The following is an 18,610-nucleotide window of genomic DNA, read 5'->3' on the forward strand; positions in this document are numbered from 1 at the left end:
CGGTTGCGGGCCCGTCTCCCGGGCCCGTGGCGCCGCCCCCGGGCCCGTGGCGCCGCCCCCGGGCCCGTGGCGCCGCCCCCGGGCCCGTGGCGCCGCCTCCGGGCCCGTCCGGTGCCGTCTCCCAGCCCGTCGGTGCCCGTTCAGCCCGTCGGTGCCCATTCAACCCGTCTTCGCCCGTTCCGGGTCCGACTCCCGGCTCGTCCCCCGGATCCGTCCCCGTCGTCCCCCTGTCCCCCCGTCCCCCTCCCCCGAACACCGTCCAGGAGCTTCCTTCCGGCTGCCCGGCGAGCGCCCCCGGCCGGCTGCCGGCTCACCCCCGGTTCAGGCCGCGACAGCCTCCTGAGCCGGGGACTCGGCCGCGGATCCGGCCACGGGAGCGTCCGCGCGGACATCGGCCGCGAGCTGCGGATCCTCCCGCAGCTTGGCCAGGGCACGGGAGACGGCGCTCTTGACCGTGCCGACGGAGACGCCGAGAACTTCGGCCGTCTGTATCTCGCTCAGGTCCTCGTAGTAGCGCAGCACCACCATGGCGCGCTGCCGGGCGGGCAGCTTGAGCACCGCGCGCCACATGGCGTCGCGTACGGCCTGCTGCTCGGCCGGGTCGGGCGCGGGCAGCGGGTCGGGCTCGGGCAGCTCCTCGCAGGAGAACTCGTCCACCTTGCGGCGGCGCCACTGCGACGTGCGGGTGTTGACCAGCGCCCGGCGGACGTAACCGTCCAGCGCGCGGTGGTCCTCTATCCGCTCCCAGGCCAGATAGGTCTTCGTCAGTGCCGTCTGGAGCAGGTCCTCGGCGTCACTGGGATTGGCGGTCAGGGAGCGGGCGGTGCGCAGCAGCACCGGGCCGCGCGCTTGGACGTAGGAGGTGAACGTCAGTGGCTGTCCCCCGGAGCCTGGCTGCACCGCAAGGGACCGCGCGTGCTTCGCATTGAAGGTCCGGGGAGTCCGAACTGTCCCAGGCGTGGTCATGGCACCCACGCTATGAGTCGACCGGCCTCCCCGGATCGCCCGAAGGTCCCGATGCCGCGTCCGCCTCAGGGTGTAGTGGTGGTGCTTCCTACACCTCCTGAAGGTGGAGAGAATCCACCAGGCGGATCAGGGTGTGCCGGGGCCGGTCATCCGACGACCGCCACCGGGGCGTCCACGAGGTTCTGGTCGATGTGCACCGTGTGGCCGCCGTAGGTGCGCTTGACGTTGCCCGTGTGCTGGTGGATGCGTCGGTGCGGCTGCCACGCCTCCCGATTGAGGTTGCGCTCCCCGTCGAGCGACGGCTCGGTGCGCCAACGGGCGAACCACATCGCCGACGGCAGCCCCCGGGCGCCCGCGGCCCGGGCCTTCTCCAGGTGTGCGACGCCGGAGTCCGCGCTGCTGTAGAAGCCGGCGACGTACCCCTCGGCGCGTACCGCGCTGTTCCATCCCTGGATGAAGCGCAGCGTGGTGTCGGCACACTTCTGCTGCTTGTACCGGTACGCCTCCATGTCGAGGTAGACGGCGCTGCTCCTGCCCATCCCGAGCTTCTCCGCCTGGCGTACCGCGTCCAGTCCCTCGCGCTTCCCCTGCCCGTAGGGGTCCTTGTCGGACATCCGGAACCTGCGCTTGTTCTTGGCGATGACGCAGGGCGCCTGCGAGCCCACGTAGACCGGCATCAGCTTCCAGCCCTGCTGGTCGACCGTCCGCACCCAGTCCGGGCTCAGATGCTTCTGCTTCGGGCACGCTCTGCCGCGGCCGCCGATGTAGACGCCGACGGCACCGAACGGCGAGGTGCCGTGCCAGGCCCGCATGGTGTCCGCCGAGGGAGCCTGGCAGGTGTCGAAGGCGTTGCCGCGGAAGATCTGCGCCCCGAACTCGCGGGGGTCGCCCCGCACCAGCGAGGGCTGGTCGCCCGCGTCGGTGCCGGGTGCCCCCGGGTCGGCGGGCGCGTCCGGCGCGGCCGGGTCGGTCAGCCTCCGGGAGTCGCCGGGTTCACCCCCTGGTCCTTCCGGTTCGCGCGGTTCCTCCGGCGCGCCCGGCTCCCCGGAGGTCGGCGCACCGCCACCGGGTGCGGGGTCGGAGGGGGCGTCGTCCGGGGCGGGAGCGGCGGCGCGGTAGGCGGCGGAGTCGGGGGGCGCGGGTTCGGCACCGGAGGCGGGGACAGCACCTCCGGTGAGCACAGTGGCGAGCGCGGCCGACAGCAGGGCGGCCCGTCGCATCATCTGATTTTTGGTCGCCATGGGCCGAGTGAACGAGCCGGAACCCGCGGAACCGGTCAGGCACGCCCGCCGCGGGCCACGATTCAGCCATCTGCCGCGCGGCCCCGGGGCTTCCCGCCCCCGCGGAACACCAGTGGAGCGCCAGGAGTCCGGAGAGGACCGGGAGCGTCCGAAGGAGCCGCCGTGAGCGTCCGGAGAAGCCGCCGTGAGCGTCCGGAGAAGCCGCCGTGAGCGTCCGGAGAGGACCGGGGCCGCCGGGCGGGAGTGCGCAGGGGTCACCTGGTCAGCACCAGTCCGGAGGTGGGCACCCCGGTACCCGCCGTGACGAGCACCCGCGCACATCCGTCTACCTGGTTGACGGATGTGCCGCGAAGCTGGCGCACCGCCTCCGCGATGCCGTTCATACCGTGCAGATACGCCTCCCCCAACTGGCCCCCGTGCGTGTTGAGCGGCAATGTCCCCTCGGCGACGAAGTCCGCTCCCGCACCCCGCTCGCAGAAGCCGAATTCCTCCAGCTGCATCAGCACGAACGGAGTGAAGTGGTCGTACAGCACGGCCACGTCGATGTCCGCGGGCCCCAGCCCGCTGGTGCGCCACAGTTGCCGTGCCACGACACCCGACTCGGGCAGTCCGGTGAGGCCGTCGCGGTAGAAGCTCGTCATCTGCTCCTGTCCGCGCCCCGCCCCCTGGGCAGCGGCCGTGATCAGCGCGGGCCGGTGCGACAGGTGGCGGGCCCGCTCGACCGAGGTGACGACCAGGGCCTGGCCGCCGTCCGTCTCCTGGCAGCAGTCGAACAGCCGCAGCGGCTCCACGATCCACCGGGAAGCCGCGTGCTCGGCCAGGGTGAGGGGCCGTCCGTAGAAGTGGGCGGCCGGATTGGTCGCCGCGTACTTCCTGTCGACCACCGCGACCTGCCCGAAGACCTCGGGAGACAGTCCGAAGGTGTGCAGATAGCGCTGCGCCGCCATGGCCACCCAGGACGCGGGGGTCAGCAGGCCGAAGGGCAGCGACCAGCCGAGCGCGGCACCCTCCGCCGACGGCTCGCGCTGCTGCACACCCGACCCGAAGCGCCGCCCCGAGCGCTCGTTGAACGCGCGGTAGCACACGACCGTCTCCGCGAGGCCGCAGGCGACCGCCAGCGCCGCCTGCTGCACCGTGGCACAGGCCGCACCGCCGCCGTAGTGCACCCGCGAGAAGAACGACAGCTCCCCGATCCCGGCCGCCTGCGCGACGGTGATCTCCGGGCTGGTGTCCATCGTGAAGGTGACCATGCCGTCCACGTCGCCCGGCACCAGCCCGGCGTCGTCCAGCGCCGCTGTGACGGCCTCCACCGCGAGCGCCAGTTCGCTGCGCCCGGAGTCCTTGGAGAACTCCGTCGCACCGATACCGACGACAGCGGCCCGGCCGCCCAGCACGTCCGCCCTCCGCAGGCTCATGCGGGGATGTCCTCTCCGCCCAGCGTGACGGTGACCGAGCCGGTGACGTGGTTGCCGAGCCGGTTCTCGCCCCGCACGGCGACCTCGACCGTGGCGCCTTCGGTCGCCGTCGCGCCGGGTGCGGGTGGTGTGACCGCGGTGACGCGTCCCGACAGCGCCAGGGTGTCCCCCGGGTGGTTGGGAGCGCCCAACCGGATGGCGACCTTGCGCAGTACCGCGTGCGGGCCCGCCCAGGCGGTGACGTAGCGGCCCACCAGACCGTTGGTCGTCAGGATATTCATGAACACATCAGGAGAACCCTTCTCCTTCGCCGCCTCGGCGTCGTGGTGGACGTCCTGGAAGTCGCGGGAGGCCAGGGCGCCCGAGACGATCAGGGTGCGGGTCACCGGGATGTCCAGCGGCGGCAACTCGTCCCCTCGGCGCAGTCGCAACGGGGCAGAGGTGTCGGGCCCGGCACCCGCCCCGGCACCGGCGCCCGCACCCGCCCCGGCACCGGCCCCGGCCCCGGCCCCGTCGGCGGCATCGGCGGCATCGGCAGTTCCGGCATCCACTGCGGCGGACTCGGCACCGGCTTCGGGGCGGGAATGCGGCTGCTGCGTCACAGGGCCTGCCTCCGTTCGGAATCGGGTGCCTGCGGACGGGGCTGCGCTCGGCGCGACCGCGCCCGGGGCCGGGTGCTCCCTGGGACCGACCGCTCCGGGGCCGGGTGCTCCCGCGGGCGGAGTGAGCGGAGTGGGCGGAGTGAGCGGCCCATCAGGCCGCTCCCCGGAAGACGGGAAGTTCCAGGTCGTCTTCGACACGCAGGAACTCCAACTCGACCGGCATCCCGATGCGCACCTCGTCGCAGCGCACGCCGGTGATGTTGCTGACGATCCGCACCCCCTCGTCGAGTTCGACCAGAACGACCGCATAGGGCGGATCGAAGGCGGGGAACGGCGGATGGTGCACGACAACGTGGGAGTGGACGGTGCCGCGCCCGGACGCCGCGACGGCCTGCCACGCGGCGGAGCCGCAGGCGTTGCAGCCGGGCAACCACGGGAACCGCGGGGTGGCGCACTCCGCGCAGCGCTGGAAGAGCAGTTCGTGCCGGGCGACGCCCGCCCAGAAGCCCTCGTTGTCCCGGTTGACGACGGGACGGGGACGCTGTGCGGCACGCGGACGGGGCGCGTGTTCGGCGGACGGTGTCCGGTCCGTCCGGCGCGCCGGACGGTATTTGAGGATGCGGAAGCGATGCGTTCCGACCAGTTCGTCACCGACACGCACATCCATGCGGGTCGTCACGAAGTACCCCGTCCCCAGCCTGGTCGTCTTGCGCGGGGAGACCGACTCGATCAGCGAGTCGAAGACGACCTCGTCCCCCGGGTGCAGCGGCCGCGGATACTCCTGCTCGCAGTCGGTCGCCACGACCGAGGTGCAGCCCGCGTCGTCCAGCACGCCCAGCAGTTCGCCGTACGGTCCCGCGCGGCGACCGGATCCCGCCGGCCCGGCCATCGTCCAGACCTGGAGCATCGTCGCGGGCGCCGAGCCGTCCGCCGGTACGGGATGCCCCAGCGCCTCGCACCAGTGCCGGATCATCGAGGCGGCGACCGGCTCCCGACCGCGTTCCGCTTCCGCAGCCGGACGTCCGACGTATGTCCGCAACCGCTCGTACAGGGGGTCCGATGCCGGCGCCGCACCGACTGCCTCCGGCGCGTCCGCCTCGCTTCGCGCCCTCGTGCTCTCCGCGTCCTGCGCCCCCTCCGCATCCACCGCCGCTCCTTCCGCATGCCGAGCCGTACAGCTCCGGCGGATCCCGCTCCCGCCTCCCGTTCATAACTGACTGTTCGTCAGATATGATGTGCTGTCAACTGCACGTGCAGGGTGCAGACCAACACGGCCCGGCGCAGCGACGCCGGCACCGGCGCACCGCCGCGGGGCAGGGAGAGGAATCGCGGAACGCAGCGAGAACGGCGACCGCGCGTCCGCGACAGCATCGCGAACGCGCGGCCTGAGCCCATCCCCACGAGCGACGGCCGCTCGGAGCGACCGGCCGTCAGCCCGTCACCACATGTTGCTGAAGACGACGGTGGCGGTCTCGTTGTGCGTCTCGTTGACCTGGTTCACGACGGCACCGTTGCCGTTGACGGTGGCGTTGTTGGCGTTGTTGGTGTTGTTCCCGTTGCCCACCGCGCCCTGCACCTGGGAGCTGGAGCTCGCGTTGGAGTTGGATCCGTCGTCCGCGAGGGAGCCGTTGTCCGCCTGGGCCACGCCGGACATGACGGCGAAAGCGAACGGAAGGGCGGCGGCCGCCGCGATGACGCGGGCGGTACGGATGCGTGCCATGTTCATTCCTCCAGGAACGGTCAGTGCGCCACGAGTGACGCTGCACCGGAAGTGCGTTGCTGCCGTGAACAGTTGGCCCACTGTCCGCGGCTTCGCTTGCGACGTCGCGGGTCCAGAGTTGCCCACGGCGCCGGGAGCGGATTCGCCTGGACGGCCTCATTCCCCCGCACGTATGACGAGCTGTCGATAAACCCCCTGTACGCCCCAAACCCGTGCTTTCCGCCCCCTGCTCCCCGCCCCGGTACAGCGGTTTCCGCACGTCGGAACGGAATCGGAGACAGCGGCCCGGCCGTCGGCGCAGACGGCTCCGCACGGTGTCACGTGCGCGTACCCGAACGACGTACTCGGGCATGAGGGGCAGGGCTGACCGATCCGAAGCTCGTTCGGCCGCACCTCACCACCCGCGGTGGGCGGGCGGAAATCCATGCGCCGACCCCGCCACCCGCCCACCGCGGCCCGGAGAGAACCCGCCGACCACCGCCCGCTGCCTCCACGGCTCGGACCCGGCGCTCGGACCCGGCGCTCGCCCCACCGCCGCGCGCCGCCGTCCGAACGCCGACCCCGGCCACCCCGGGCCACCCCGCCGGGACCTGCGCCGAAGGGCACCCACGTGCACCTCTCCGCACCCCACGGCGCCTCGCCGCACCCACCCGGAGAGCCGAGCCCGCACCGTCAGCGGGTCAGGTGCTTCGTCAGGCCTGCCGGCGCCAGCCCGGATCCCGCCCGGCGAGGCCCACGATCCTGTCGAGCAGCGGGGCGTCCGCAGCGACGTGCACGACCGGCCCGAAGATCCCCTGCCCCCCGTCCTCCGAGACCGCTCCGGCCAGGAAACTGTGGACGGCGCGCAGACTCTGCTCGTCCGGCTCGTACTCCTGCCCGGTGGCCCGTGCCAGGTCCCAGCCGTGCACCACGAGCTCGTCCAGCGTGACCAGTCCGCCCTCCGTCCCCGTCAGGGTGATGCCGCCCGCCTGCGTACTGCCCGTCCAGGCGTCGGGCGCCGACCACGCCACCGCCAGGTCCGCCAGCGCGTGCGGCAGGCTTTCGCGCCAGTCGCCGGGGAGCTGCTCTCCCGAGGATGCGCCCGGCGCCTCGGCCGGGCCCTCGCCCACCTCCTTGCGCGCCGTGCGCTGGAGGCCCACCGCCAGCCCGCCGATGTGCTGGAGCAGGTCCCGTACGGCGAACTCCGCGCAGGGCGTGGGGTCGCCGAGCTGGTCGTCCGCCACCCCGGTCACCACCGCCGCCGCGCGACGCGCCGTCGGACGCAGGTCGACAGGGACATCTTCACCGCCACCCGGCCCGACCCCCGCCCCGGACATCACGTCACCGACACCGTCCACCATGCCGCTCGCCTCCCGTTCCGCGGATACGTCGCTGCCGCCAGAGCGAGGTGCCCGCGCGACAGCCACCGCGCCCCGACGCCGCCACTGCGGAACGACGCCGGGGCCGTACAGCCGTGCGGACGTGAACACCCCGCGACAACAGCCTCCGCCCCTACAGACCATCCGGCACGGCGGATCTCATCGCTCCCGGCTCCGGCACCGCGCCGGTGCCGCCTGTTGCCCCGGCTCGCAGGCGCGTGCCGTACCGCTCCCGCGCGGGAAGAGCCCTTCGCGGGCGCTCCGCCGTACGGGTGGAACACCCGTCGGCACGCCCCGCTGAGCAGCGGAGCTGCGGCCCTGGGTTCGTCCGCACGCCCAGGTGGCCGCCCTTCGCGGCGCGCTCGCGCTCCGGAGCGGGGTCCCGTTTCGCGGCGGTCTGCTGGGGAATGATCGATCCCAAGGGGAATCTCGGAGCGTCGGGGGGCAGCTCATGAGGGATACGTCGCGGTCGCGTCACACCAGCACGGAGGCGGAGGACACAGGCGCCGCAGCGGACGCCGGAGCCGCGACGGAGCGCCGCATGGCGGAACGGGCCGCGAGCCGCCCCGGCGGGCGGGGACCGCTGCCCCGGCGCGACCCCGACCGGTTCGCCGACGGACCTCCCGACCCGCTCGCCTCGCTGCTGGCCAAGGTCACCAAGGGGGAGACGGTTCCGACTCCCGGGAGCAGACCCTCCGAAGACCGCCCGGACGGTGAGGAACGCGACCCCCGCGAGGAGGAGTGGCGGGAACACGACCGTCACGGCCCCTACGGGCAGGGCCGTCGCCGCAGAAACTGACGGGCGCTCCGTCCTTCCGCCCGTTCCCCGACGCACCCGGCCGCTGCCGGGGGGGCCGATGCGGCACGTCCGCCGGGCGGCGCAGAACGGCGCACTCTCCCGAGGCCGCCGCGGTGCCGCCGCGAGGCGCGGACGATGTGGAGCGCACCTGTCGCATGCCGAGCGCCAGGAGCGCGACGCCTTTCACGAACACACCCGTGGAGCACCTGCTACCGCGAAGGGCACGAGCACGACGAACACGACGAAGGGGCACCACCTCGGCAGCGGTGCCCCTTCGTGAGCCGGACCCGGCGGGGTCTTCATCCGGGCTGCGGAGGCGGTGGGATTTGAACCCACGGAGGTGTTGCCACCTCTACGGTTTTCAAGACCGCTCCCTTCGGCCGCTCGGGCACGCCTCCAGGTGTCGTCGGGCGTACGACACGGGAACAGCCTAGCGTGTGATCAGTCGTCGCCCTTCCGGGATCCGAGGGTCAGCTCGACGGTCTTCTCCTTGCCGTTCCGCTCGTAGGTGAGCTTGACCTGCTCGCCCGGCTGGTGGGTCCAGATGGTGCCGATGAGGGTGGGCCCGCTGTCGATCAACGTGTCGTCCAGCTTGGTGATGACATCGCCGGGCTCGAGGCCCGCCTTGTCCGCCGGTCCGCCCGGGGTGACCGGGTCGGCGCCGCCCTCGCCGGTGTCGGAGATGGTGGCGCCCTTGCCGTTGCCGCCCAGCTGGACGGTAGCGCCGATCACCGGGTAGACGGGCCGGCCGGTCTTGATGAGCTGCTTCGCCACTCGCTTGGCCTGGTTGGAGGGGATCGCGAAGCCGAGACCGACGCTGCCGGACTGACCACCCTCCATGCCGCCTCCGCCACCGCCCGGCTGGATGGCCGAGTTGACGCCGATGACCGCGCCCTGGGCGTTCAGCAGCGGGCCGCCGGAGTTCCCGGGGTTGATCGAGGCGTCGGTCTGGAGCGCGCTCATGTACGACGCCTTGCTCCCCTGGCCGTCGCTGGAGGCCACCGGACGGTTCTTCGCGCTGACGATGCCGGTGGTGACCGTGCCGGAGAGGCCGAACGGGGCGCCGATGGCGATGGTGGCGTCACCGACCGCCACGTTGTTGGAGTCGGCGATCGGCAGCGGGTCCAGCTTGCGGCCGCCGAGCCCGCTGAGCTTCAGCACGGCGATGTCGTAGCCCTGTGCCTTGCCGACCACCTGGGCGTCGTACTTCTTGCCGTCGGAGAACGTCGCGGTCAGCTTGCCGCCCCGCGCGCCGTTGGCCACCACGTGGTTGTTGGTGAGGAGGTGGCCTTCCTTGTCGAAGACGAACCCGGTTCCGGTGCCCTCTTCGCCGCCCCCGGAGGAGCGGATGGTCACGACGCTCGGCAGTGCCTTGGACGCTATGCCGGCGACGGACTTGGGCGAGCGGTTCAGCTTCTCGGGGTCGCCGGAGGAGTTGATCGTGGTGGCGCCGCCGTCGCTGCGGTCGGCGGCCCAGAAGCCGATTCCGCCGCCGATCCCGCCTGCCACGAGGGCGGCGACGAGGACACCGGCGAGCAGGCCGCCGCGGCGCTTTCTGCCACCCGGTTCCGGGCCGGGCGGGCCGGACGGCATCGCCCAGGGGTCGTGCGGGGGCATTCCGCCGGCGCCCGGACCGCCGGCGCCGGGACCACCCGGACCTGCCGGGCCGCCGGGTCCACCGGGGCCGCCGTAGGGCGGCGGTGGAGGCGGCATCGGGGTTCCCGTTCCGCCCTGACCCCAGCCGCCGGACTGGCCCGCATCGGACTGACCCGCGCCGGGCGGGCCGGAGCCGGGACCCGAGTCCGGTCCGGAACCGGCGCCCGGGGCGTCACCGGGCTGCTGCGGGCCGCCGGCCTCGGTGGCCACCGGGCCGGGCGCGGGGGAAGCGGGCGGCGTCCCGGGAGCGGCGGGGGCCGGGGCGGGGGCAACCGGTGCGTCGGCGGGCTGCTGCGGGGTGGGGACCCCCGGATCGTCCCCCGCGGACTGCTGGGCCGGAGGCGGCGCGTCGGTGTGCCCCTGCGGTGGCTGCACGAGCGTGTCGTCCATGGACTCCCTCTTCGATACGACCGTGTCCTGGACGTCCGGACCCTTCTGCGTACGGTCCGCGTCGGTGGCGGCGTCGGCGGAAGCGGGGGCGGAAGAGTCGGGGGAGGGCAGCGAGAAGTCGCCGTCCTCGCGGCTCGTCGGGGCGCCGGTCGACGGGGCCTGGGCCGGCGCCGGGGGCGTGGGACCCGGCCCCGCCGCAGGCGTCACGGCAGCGCCCTCGTTCTCGGTGCTCACAGCTCACTCCTCATCAGGTACACGACATCGCAGAGATGGGTGTGTTCACGTACGCGGGTATCCAGAGACAGCTTTTCCCATCACACATCAGGCGGGCGTAAACCGACGCTGAGCGTCCGTACCCCCTTCTTTACATCGGGCCAATACGGGGCAGAGCACCCTATTTTCTCCGCAGCTCTCGGATTTCCAGCCGCTGTGGGACGCGCGGGTCGACTCCGACGCGACATCACCCACACGCGTGATCACGGCACCCAGCCTAGGCGCGCCCGCGCCGAACCGCCCCTCGGCGGACCCGCACAGGGCCCCACTCGACCGGGCACCGGCCCGAAACCCCGCGAGCACAGCGAAGTGCTCCGCAGAACCCTGCACAGTGTGTTCATTCGGCCCGGTGGCACGATATCCCGGTGAGCAACGAGATCCGTGCCGGGTCACGCCAACGCCTCGACCACCTGCCGGCCGTCATCGCCCATCGCGGTGCCTCCAAGGCGGCACCCGAGCACACCCTGGCCGCCTATCGTCGGGCCATCGAAGAGGGCGCCGACGGGCTGGAATGCGACGTACGGCTCACCGCGGACGGCCATCTGGTCTGCGTCCACGACCGCAGAGTGAACCGCACCTCCAACGGGCGCGGCGCCGTCTCGGCCCTGGAGCTCGCGGACCTGGCCGCACTCGACTTCGGCTCCTGGATGGACCGGCACGCCGACCCGTACGAGGCGCCGGACAGCGCACTGGACACGGACGCCGCCGACACGCCCGGCGGGACGGCGGACCCGGTCGGCACCCCCGAGTCCCCCGAGTCCACCGAGGACCATGACCGCCGCTGCGCCAGGGCCCCGGTACGCCGCAGCACGGCCGGACGGTCCGGCCCTGCGGAACACCCCGGCACGGCGGAACCACTCGGCACCTCGGAACACCTCGGCGCGGCGGGACGGCTCGGCGCGGCGGGACGGCTCGGCGCGGCGGGACGGCTCGGGGTGGCGGCGGACCCGGAGAGCACCTCCGTCCTCACCCTCGACCGCCTGCTCACCCTGGTCGCCGAGGCGCCGCGCCCGGTCGAACTGGCCATCGAGACCAAGCACCCCACCCGCTGGGCGGGCCAGGTGGAGGAGCGACTGCTGGAGCTCCTGGACCGGCACCGGCTCCGCACACCGGTCCGCATCATGAGCTTCTCCGCGCGCTCCCTGCAGCGGGTCCGCGTTGCGGCGCCGGACATACCGACGGTGCTCCTGACCCAATTCCTGCTTCCCCGCCACCGGGACGGCAGGCTGCCGTACGGCGTGCGCACCGTCGGCCCGAGCATCCGCATACTGCGCACCCATCCGGAGTACGTGGCCCGGGCGCACCGCGCGGGCCACGAGGTGCACGTGTGGACGGTCGACGAACCCGAGGACGTCGAGCTGTGCATGCGGCTCGGTGTCGACGCCATCATCACCAACCGTCCCCGCCAGGTACGCGCCCAACTCCGGCGCGGGCTCGCCGGTTGAGGCCGCGGGCGCCGGTCGGACGGGGTGCACCGGCGCACTCGGCGCTTATTGGAGCCGCGCGGGTGCGTCAAGAGAAGGGGCGTGGCCGGTTTCCGCCGCACTCTGCTGGGGCATTCATCCCGATGGCGTGGGGCAAAGGAGGTCTCGGGGGTGGCGTTGGTGGTGGCACAGGAGGTGCCTACTTCGTCGACCATGGCCGTGCCCCATGGTCCGTCGGGAGTACGCGTCGCACGGCGCAGGATGCGCGAGGAACTCCTCGCGTGCGGAGCACCCGACTCGGTGGTCGATGATGCGATCTTGATTCTTTCCGAACTTCTCAGCAACGCCTGCCGTCACGCGCGGCCGCTGCACGAGGAGACGACCGGAGCAAGCAGCGCGAGCAGCGCGGTGGAGACCGTCAGGGCGTCGTGGCGCAGGGACGTACGAGGTGAGGTGACCATCGCGGTCACGGACGGGGGCGGTCCGACCCGTCCACTTCCGGCCAAGCCTTCCGTCACCGCCCGCGGCGGCCGAGGACTCGCCATCATCACGGCTCTCGCCCGCGACTGGGGGGTGCGCTCGGAACCCAGCACCCCTGCGGACGAGCCACCCGGGGTGACGGTCTGGGCTGTGCTGCGGCCCGACAGCTCGTTCAGCGGCCGAGTCGCCGCCAGCCTCGGAGGCGGGCTGAGCGGCGAGTTCGATCTGGCCTCCGTGGAGGAGCTCCATTAGCCGGGGCGGTCCTCGACCGCCCCGCCCGGCAGGGGCCGACCCTGTCGATCCGAGTCGGCCCGTGTCGGCCCCCTGTCCACTCGGCGCCAGGTGTCCACATTGCGCCACAGCTCGGCCCTGGTGCGCGCCGGGCCGCAGCGGACATCCCGAACGAGCCTGTCATCCACCGGACATCCCGAACAGATGTCCCCGCCGGACGCCCCCGCCGGACGTATCGGCAGGACGTATCGGCGGAACACGCGACCGGCCCGAGCGGGTGCCGACCGGCCTCGGCGGCACCCGCCCCGAGCGGCCCGGGTCCCAGCGGCGGACCCCCGAGCGGCAGAGCCCGTGCGGCGGACCCCGGACCGAGCGGCCCCGGCGCCACGCACGCACCCGGAGCCCCGTCCTCCCGCCCCGGAACCCGCGCACAGCCGCCCGGAGCCGCGCTCCACGCCCGCACGCTCCGCCCCCGCGCGGTCCGGCCGCGCCGAGTGCGGACGGCGGCGGGTGCCGTCGAGCTACTAGGATCGCGGACTCCACAATCGCCGCACACCTGGAGAACCGCTCGCATGGCAAAGAAGCGCCGACCCCAGACAGCCGCCGCGGCGCCCGCCGGAACGTCCGCGGGCGCGGCAGCAGCCGGAGACTACCCGGTGGTGGGAGCCCGGCAGCCCTGCCCGTGCGGTTCGGGCCGCCGCTACAAGGCGTGCCACGGCCGGGCGGCAGCGCAGGCGGCCACCGAGCTGGTGCGTCGCCCGTTCGAGGGACTTCCGCACGAGAGCGACTGGGTCGCGATGCGCGAGCTGGTCCCGGCTGCCACGGCACGCCTCACGCTCAGGGACGGCCTGCCGGAGGGGGTTCCCGCAGTGACCCTGGCGACGGTGCTGCCGATGGCGTGGCCCGCGCTGCGCCGCGACAGCGGCGAGGTCCTGCTGGGCCTGCAGAACGACACGGCCTCCGGTGACATCAGCCGGGACCTGGCGGACACCTTGACCCGGGCGCTGGCCGCCGAGCCGGGCACCCCGGTGGACGCGGGCCGGCCGGCGCCGGACGGGCCGCGGCTGCAGGACCTGCTGGACCTGGAGGCGCCGTTCGTACCGGAGGTGCACTCGGGGTTCGAGTTCTGGCTGGAGGGCGGGGACCAGGCGGCCGGTCAGGTGGCGGCCTCTCTGGAGAGTGCCAACGAGGCCGTCATCCCGACCGCCAGGCTCGCGTCCGTGGCGGGCGCGTACTGGTGCGAGGCGCCGGAGAAGAACCATCTGCGCTGGGTGATGACCCACCCCGAGGAGCAGCTCCTGGACGCGCTGGCGCGGCTGCACGCGGCCGGTGCCTCGTCGCTGGGCGAGCCGGGCGACGGCTCCGGGGAGTCGCGGCTGGTGGGTTCCTTCCGCGCCCACGGGCTGACGGTGCCGGTGTGGGACCTGCCACGCGGCATGAGGTCCGAGGACTGCGAGAAGCCCGCGGCGGCGTTCGCCGAACGGCTGGCGGAGGCACTGGCGGTGACGGCACCGCTGACGTCCGAGGAGCGGCGGGCGCGGAGCGGCCTCACCAACCGTCAGGTGACGCTGAGCTAAGGGGTTTCGGCGGATTCCTGTGTGGATTCGGCGAAGGTTTCGTGAGCGTGACTCCCGTCACACTGACACCTCAACTCGCCCTACCCACAGGTAAATCGGCGTCCGGATCTGGGCGATCGAATTTGCTAACCGCCGATCTCTTGTTACCGTTCTAAGAGCCCGGTCGCTGGTGCATCCCCCGTCGCCAGCGACCGGGTTCTTTTGCGTCCGATGCCGGACGGCTGCGCCGATGCCAACGAACTCCTCGTGCAGCACGGCGAGTTGACACCCCGTCGAGGGCTAGCGATGGCTTCCGGCACGCAGCAGCCGGTCCCCGTTCACCGAGCTGACCTCGGCCACCGCGGAGTACGCGTGCGCCGCCAGCGGCGCACGGTCATCCGAGGTCTCCCGGGCCCCGCCGCGCGGCGTCTCGCAGACGCCGCCCTCGTGTCCGCCACGCAGCACGCAGCGCACCCGCGCCGTCCGTCCGTCCGGCCCGTGCAGGGTGAGGAGAGCGGGGAGCCGGCTGCCGGTCGGGTTGCGGTAGTACGTACGGGCCCAGGTGTCACCGCCTTCGGTCAACACACACACGCGGGCCGCCACGCCGTGGGGCGAGACGATTTCCAGCCCGCACGAGGTGGCCGGATCCCCCTGTTCGGGCGAGGGAGGAGCGGATGGGTGCGCTCCGGGCGTTCCGCTCCCGGTCTGCCGCGGCTGGGCGGCCTGGAAAACCTCCGCGGCAAGGCGCGCGTCCTGCCCCGCCACCGCCGCCGCGAGAGGCACCGCGGCGACGAGCGCCACCGCGCTGGCGAGTGTGACCACACGGAGCCGGGAGGCTCTCTGTTGCGGCTGGTGCATGAGGGAACCCACCTGGGACACGGAGAGGGCCGGACCGACTGATGAGGTGAACATATCGGGGCCGAGGGGGCACAGAGGCGCTACAGCAGACCGTTTCCCCCGCAACTCCGGTCGGCTCCTACCCGTACGGGTGAATTCGCGCATTGCCGTACCGCCGCCGGCGAACCGGCCATGCGGTACGAGGGACGACACGAGCCGGGAAAGGGCGACGCCGGGCGGCACCGAGCCGCCCCGGGCCCGGGACACCGGCTCGAACACTCCCGGCCCGGACACTCCCGGCCCGGACACGACCGCGACACGACCGGCCCGGACACGACCGCCCCGGGCGCAGTCGGCTCCGGCGCGGTCGTCCTCGGCGCGGCCGACTCCGGCACAGTCATGCTCGGCGCAGTCGGCGCACGGCACCCGCGCCGCGCACGTCGCTCAGTAGGCCAGCCGGCTTCCGCTGTCGGGGGACGCGGCGCTCTCCTCGACCAGTACGTCGAGCAGCGTCTCCATCCGTGGCAGCCACGGACGGCCCGCGTCCGTGCGGTCCGGCTCCCGCTCCCAGCGCACCTTGCCCGCGCCGGTGAGCGAGCCGGGGAGCGCCACGTAGCCCCCGTCGCCGTGGAACCGCAGCGAGCTGGGTACCCGGTCCTGGGCGTACAGCAGTTCGCCCAGCTCTTCGAGTCCGTACGGCTCGACCAGCACCGAGAAGCGAGTGGGCGTCGCGATCACCGGGCCGACGCGGACACCGGTGCGGTCGAACGTCGCGAGCGCCCGCGCCCCGGCGACGGCCGGGAGGCTCAGCGCGCAGGGCGCGGTGCCGCCGGTCGCGAGGATGACGGGGGCGTCCGGCCGGTTCCGCCACCACCAGCGGACCATCGTCGGGTCGGTGGTGGCCGCCAGCAGCACGGGGTCGAAGGGGTGTGCCCCCGGAACCACGCACTCAGGGTCCGGGCACGCGCACACAGCCGACGCGCCGCGGGTCCCCGGCGCGGTCAGAGCGGCGCCCGGCACCACCGGCCACTGCCACTGGGCGGCCGCCGTCAGCGCCGTGCTCCGCGTCGGTGACCTGTGGTTGTACCGTCCGGACCGCGCCCCGAGCCGTCGGCCCTGGAGCTGCGCCCAGGCCCGGAGGGAGCGTCGCCTTCCGAGGATCTCGCGCATGAGCGCTCGTTCCTTTCCGTGAACGCCGAACAACGCCTATTTCATGAACACCGCAAACACCGCCAACTGGCCGTGCCGACCGATCTCTAGCTCAATTCACCACGCGGAACTCTGGTGACCGTGCGTGCCGAACAGCGCATCATGTTGCGGGTCGAGCGTGGAACGTGGCGGGGGGTGGCGCGCACATGGCGTTCGCTCCGTGGACTGCCACCTGCGCCGGTGCTGCTCGTACTTGCTCGTCTTCTACCGGGAACCGCTCGTGGTCCGCCGTACCGCGCATGTGCTGACTGGTGCAATCCTGCGGCTGGTGCCCTCCCGCAAGAAGCGGGCGGGTCAGCGCCCGCTGCTCCCTAGGACGCCGTGACTCTCCACAGGGTTCCGTACCCGCAACAGCGGTGCCAACGCGCCGCCGAATGGCCTCAGTCGACAGCAGTATGCACGCCACGTGGGCGATTTTCCGCCAATCTTCTCACCCCTCGGCCTGCCCTCGTGAGACAGGTCCGCTCGCCGGACATTCTCGGCACTGCAGCGCACGTGCTGGACATGCCCCAACGGCATGTGTAGATGTAGTGGCATTGATAGCGGAGCAGCATGACATGGGGGTTTGCGATGCTATTGGGACAGTTCACCCGCAGCCCGAGCTGCCGCCCATGACCTCCCCGCACCTGCCGAAAGTGGCTGGAATCCAGTCGGCGGTTTCCTCGAACCCGTCGCCGACCGCAGCGGCCTCCGCCGCCGCGGCCTCCACGGCGGCTCCGGGGCCCGCTGTCGCCCCTTCTTCTGCCTCCTGCGCTGCGGATTCGTCCGCTCGGGCCGCCGCGCTCGACCCCGGAGGTTCGCCGGCCGACCGGGACCGGATCGGTGACCTCTCCTCCCTTCACGACCTCACCATTCGTCTCGTGCGCACCACGAGCCTCGACTCGGCGCTCCGCGAGACGCTGCGCGCCGGTGCCACGCTGCTGGGCGCCCCCCGCGGCATGGTCGCGCTCGCGCCCGGCACCGACCCTGGAAGCGACCCCTCCGATTCCCCGGACCGGGCCACCGAACGCACCATCGGCCTCGGTCTCGGCCGCGCCGACCTGGGACAGATCGAGACCGTTCCGCGCTTTTCCGCCACCTACGCGCGCGTCCTCGACGCGGAATCCGGCCGCAGCCGTACGAGCGGACCGGATGCCGGACGCGGTCATACGGACGGACCGGACACCGGCCCGGCTGACGAGCCGGACGGGACCCATGCGGCGGACGGAGCGAGCCGACCGCGCAAACCCGGCCACGGGCCTGGCCGCGAACCCGGCCACGGGCCCGCGCAGGACGAGGCCGGGCCGGGCGTCGCCGAGGCGGAGCCCGTACCCGACCCGCGTGCCGGGCTCGCCCACCCCGCCCTCGTCTGCCCCGACATCGCGGCCGACCAGGAGCTCTCGCCCCGCCACCGGGAGGTCGCGGCCCGCCTCGGCTACGCGGCCACCTACGGCGTGCCCCTCACCACCGGGTCCGGCACCCGGCTCGGTGCCGCCGTCTGGTTCTTCGACGAGCCGGGTGAGCCCGCTGCCCGTCGCCGGGAACTCCTCGACAGCTATCTGCGGCACGCCACCGAGCACTGCGCGCGTCTGGGGGAGGGCGCACGCACCCGCGCGGACATGACCACCCTCCGTGAGGAACTGCTGCCCAGCGCGCTGCCCCGCGTCCCCGGGGTCTCCCTCGCGGTACGGCACCGCACGGGTCCGCGCGGCGGTGGCGACTGGTACGACGCGCTGCCGCTGCCGGACCGGGCGGTAGGACTCGCGGTCGGCGGTGTCACCGGTGGCGGGCCGGCTGCGGTGGCTGCCATGGGCCGACTGCGGGCCTCTCTGCGGGCGTACGCGGTGATGGAGGGGGAGGACCCGGTCGCTGTCCTGTCCGACCTGGAACTGCTGCTGCGGCTGACCGAACCCTCCTGCTCGGCCACCGCGCTGTTCGCCTACGCGGAGCCGGCCAGCCGCAAGGTCCTGCTGGCCGGAGCCGGGCACTGCGCCCCGCTGATCGTCGGCCCCCGGCGCATCGAACCGGTGGAGACCGCGGTCTCGGCACCGCTGGGAATGCTGGCGTGCTGGGAGGCACCGAGCGCGGAGATCGTCCTGCGCGAAGGCGAAACGCTTCTGTGCTACACGGACGGGCTGCTGCACCGCACCGGCCACTCCATGGACCGCGCCTTCGCCCGGCTGCGCTCGGCCGCCGCCTCCGCACCGCGCACGGCCCGGGAGGATCCGGACGCCCTCGTCGACCACGTGCTGCGCACTGTGCTGCCCGGGCCGCTGGCGGATCTGCCCGACCACCCCGAGGACGTCGTCCTGCTGGCAGCCCGCTTCTGAGCGGCGCCCCGCCCGGCCTCCGGCCCGCCGGGCGCGGTCCGCCCCTGGTCCGGGCAGCGCGGGCGCGCAGTCGGCCGCGCTGCAGTGGGCGCGCAATACCCGGCGGGCGCACGGAACGGGCGCAGCCGGGCGGTGCCGGCGCGG

Annotated in this window: 15 protein-coding genes and 1 tRNA gene; 5 read left to right on the top strand and 11 right to left on the bottom strand. The window is 73.2% G+C overall.

Annotated elements, in window-relative coordinates:
• Positions 1 to 321: 321 nt before the first annotated feature.
• The 7 genes from ACFYNS_RS15770 to ACFYNS_RS15800 all read right to left on the bottom strand — a co-directional run bounded on the left by ACFYNS_RS15770 (position 322) and on the right by ACFYNS_RS15800 (position 7,284).
• Positions 322 to 966: a SigE family RNA polymerase sigma factor gene (locus tag ACFYNS_RS15770; RefSeq protein ID WP_360293306.1), complete on the bottom strand. Its 645-nt coding sequence runs from the start codon at positions 964 to 966 to the stop codon at positions 322 to 324.
• 146 nt (positions 967 to 1,112) lie between these two features.
• On the bottom strand, positions 1,113 to 2,207 hold the full coding sequence (locus ACFYNS_RS15775; RefSeq protein ID WP_388603299.1) for a glycoside hydrolase domain-containing protein: 1,095 nt from the start codon (positions 2,205 to 2,207) through the stop codon (positions 1,113 to 1,115).
• A 254-nt stretch (positions 2,208 to 2,461) separates the two neighbouring features.
• Entirely contained in the window at positions 2,462 to 3,622 is a 1,161-nt protein-coding gene (locus tag ACFYNS_RS15780) for a lipid-transfer protein (protein ID WP_360293312.1), read from the bottom strand.
• Positions 3,619 to 4,047 carry a MaoC family dehydratase gene (locus ACFYNS_RS15785; protein ID WP_360293324.1) on the bottom strand — a complete coding sequence of 143 codons (429 nt, stop codon included), beginning with the start codon at positions 4,045 to 4,047 and terminating at the stop codon, positions 3,619 to 3,621. The genes ACFYNS_RS15780 and ACFYNS_RS15785 overlap by 4 nt, the downstream gene beginning before the upstream one ends.
• 328 nt (positions 4,048 to 4,375) lie before the next feature.
• The gene (locus ACFYNS_RS15790) at positions 4,376 to 5,371 is read right to left on the bottom strand and encodes a bifunctional MaoC family dehydratase N-terminal/OB-fold nucleic acid binding domain-containing protein (RefSeq protein ID WP_388603303.1); all 996 of its coding nucleotides are present in this window, start codon (positions 5,369 to 5,371) and stop codon (positions 4,376 to 4,378) included.
• Positions 5,372 to 5,662: 291 nt separating this feature from the next.
• Positions 5,663 to 5,944: a hypothetical protein gene (locus ACFYNS_RS15795; protein WP_019354473.1), complete on the bottom strand. Its 282-nt coding sequence runs from the start codon at positions 5,942 to 5,944 to the stop codon at positions 5,663 to 5,665.
• 692 nt (positions 5,945 to 6,636) lie between these two features.
• A complete protein-coding gene (locus ACFYNS_RS15800; RefSeq protein ID WP_360293315.1) occupies positions 6,637 to 7,284 on the bottom strand; it encodes a TIGR03086 family metal-binding protein in 648 nt (215 codons plus the stop codon).
• A 559-nt stretch (positions 7,285 to 7,843) separates the two neighbouring features.
• Between ACFYNS_RS15800 and ACFYNS_RS15805 the strand changes: the two genes are divergently transcribed.
• Positions 7,844 to 8,101, top strand: a complete 258-nt coding sequence (locus ACFYNS_RS15805) for a hypothetical protein (RefSeq protein ID WP_360293317.1) — start codon at positions 7,844 to 7,846, stop codon at positions 8,099 to 8,101.
• A gap of 311 nt (positions 8,102 to 8,412) precedes the next feature.
• Here ACFYNS_RS15805 and ACFYNS_RS15810 read toward each other — a convergent pair.
• Positions 8,413 to 8,499: transfer RNA gene (locus ACFYNS_RS15810), tRNA-Ser, on the bottom strand.
• Positions 8,500 to 8,542: 43 nt separating this feature from the next.
• Positions 8,543 to 10,381 carry a S1C family serine protease gene (locus ACFYNS_RS15815; protein ID WP_388603306.1) on the bottom strand — a complete coding sequence of 613 codons (1,839 nt, stop codon included), beginning with the start codon at positions 10,379 to 10,381 and terminating at the stop codon, positions 8,543 to 8,545.
• 449 nt (positions 10,382 to 10,830) lie between these two features.
• Between ACFYNS_RS15815 and ACFYNS_RS15820 the strand changes: the two genes are divergently transcribed.
• The 3 genes from ACFYNS_RS15820 to ACFYNS_RS15830 all read left to right on the top strand — a co-directional run bounded on the left by ACFYNS_RS15820 (position 10,831) and on the right by ACFYNS_RS15830 (position 14,132).
• Complete coding sequence (locus ACFYNS_RS15820; RefSeq protein WP_388603484.1) at positions 10,831 to 11,865, top strand: glycerophosphodiester phosphodiesterase; 1,035 nt, start codon at positions 10,831 to 10,833, stop codon at positions 11,863 to 11,865.
• A gap of 192 nt (positions 11,866 to 12,057) precedes the next feature.
• A complete protein-coding gene (locus ACFYNS_RS15825; protein WP_360300578.1) occupies positions 12,058 to 12,576 on the top strand; it encodes an ATP-binding protein in 519 nt (172 codons plus the stop codon).
• 551 nt (positions 12,577 to 13,127) lie between these two features.
• Positions 13,128 to 14,132, top strand: a complete 1,005-nt coding sequence (locus ACFYNS_RS15830; RefSeq protein WP_360300576.1) for a DUF5926 family protein — start codon at positions 13,128 to 13,130, stop codon at positions 14,130 to 14,132.
• A 279-nt stretch (positions 14,133 to 14,411) separates the two neighbouring features.
• Here the strand turns inward: ACFYNS_RS15830 and ACFYNS_RS15835 are convergent, their stop codons facing one another.
• A complete protein-coding gene (locus tag ACFYNS_RS15835; protein WP_388603309.1) occupies positions 14,412 to 14,969 on the bottom strand; it encodes a hypothetical protein in 558 nt (185 codons plus the stop codon).
• A 423-nt stretch (positions 14,970 to 15,392) separates the two neighbouring features.
• The gene (locus tag ACFYNS_RS15840; RefSeq protein ID WP_360300571.1) at positions 15,393 to 16,118 is read right to left on the bottom strand and encodes a bifunctional DNA primase/polymerase; all 726 of its coding nucleotides are present in this window, start codon (positions 16,116 to 16,118) and stop codon (positions 15,393 to 15,395) included.
• Positions 16,119 to 16,768: 650 nt separating this feature from the next.
• Between ACFYNS_RS15840 and ACFYNS_RS15845 the strand changes: the two genes are divergently transcribed.
• On the top strand, positions 16,769 to 18,466 hold the full coding sequence (locus ACFYNS_RS15845; RefSeq protein WP_360300568.1) for a PP2C family protein-serine/threonine phosphatase: 1,698 nt from the start codon (positions 16,769 to 16,771) through the stop codon (positions 18,464 to 18,466).
• The last annotated feature ends 144 nt before the right edge of the window (positions 18,467 to 18,610 follow it).

This window comes from Streptomyces sp. NPDC006925 (assembly GCF_042869575.1).
In the GTDB taxonomy this organism is placed as follows: domain Bacteria; phylum Actinomycetota; class Actinomycetes; order Streptomycetales; family Streptomycetaceae; genus Streptomyces.

Bases quoted from the DNA above. Each gene is read 5' to 3' on its own strand.
- ACFYNS_RS15770 (WP_360293306.1), bottom strand. From the start codon at position 966: ATGACCACGCCTGGGACAGTTCGGACTCCCCGGACCTTCAATGCGAAG.
- ACFYNS_RS15775 (WP_388603299.1), bottom strand. From the start codon at position 2,207: ATGGCGACCAAAAATCAGATGATGCGACGGGCCGCCCTGCTGTCGGCC.
- ACFYNS_RS15780 (WP_360293312.1), bottom strand. From the start codon at position 3,622: ATGAGCCTGCGGAGGGCGGACGTGCTGGGCGGCCGGGCCGCTGTCGTC.
- ACFYNS_RS15795 (WP_019354473.1), bottom strand. From the start codon at position 5,944: ATGGCACGCATCCGTACCGCCCGCGTCATCGCGGCGGCCGCCGCCCTT.
- ACFYNS_RS15800 (WP_360293315.1), bottom strand. From the start codon at position 7,284: ATGGTGGACGGTGTCGGTGACGTGATGTCCGGGGCGGGGGTCGGGCCG.
- ACFYNS_RS15805 (WP_360293317.1), top strand. From the start codon at position 7,844: ATGGCGGAACGGGCCGCGAGCCGCCCCGGCGGGCGGGGACCGCTGCCC.
- ACFYNS_RS15825 (WP_360300578.1), top strand. From the start codon at position 12,058: ATGGCCGTGCCCCATGGTCCGTCGGGAGTACGCGTCGCACGGCGCAGG.
- ACFYNS_RS15830 (WP_360300576.1), top strand. From the start codon at position 13,128: ATGGCAAAGAAGCGCCGACCCCAGACAGCCGCCGCGGCGCCCGCCGGA.
- ACFYNS_RS15835 (WP_388603309.1), bottom strand. From the start codon at position 14,969: ATGCACCAGCCGCAACAGAGAGCCTCCCGGCTCCGTGTGGTCACACTC.
- ACFYNS_RS15840 (WP_360300571.1), bottom strand. From the start codon at position 16,118: ATGCGCGAGATCCTCGGAAGGCGACGCTCCCTCCGGGCCTGGGCGCAG.
- ACFYNS_RS15845 (WP_360300568.1), top strand. From the start codon at position 16,769: ATGACCTCCCCGCACCTGCCGAAAGTGGCTGGAATCCAGTCGGCGGTT.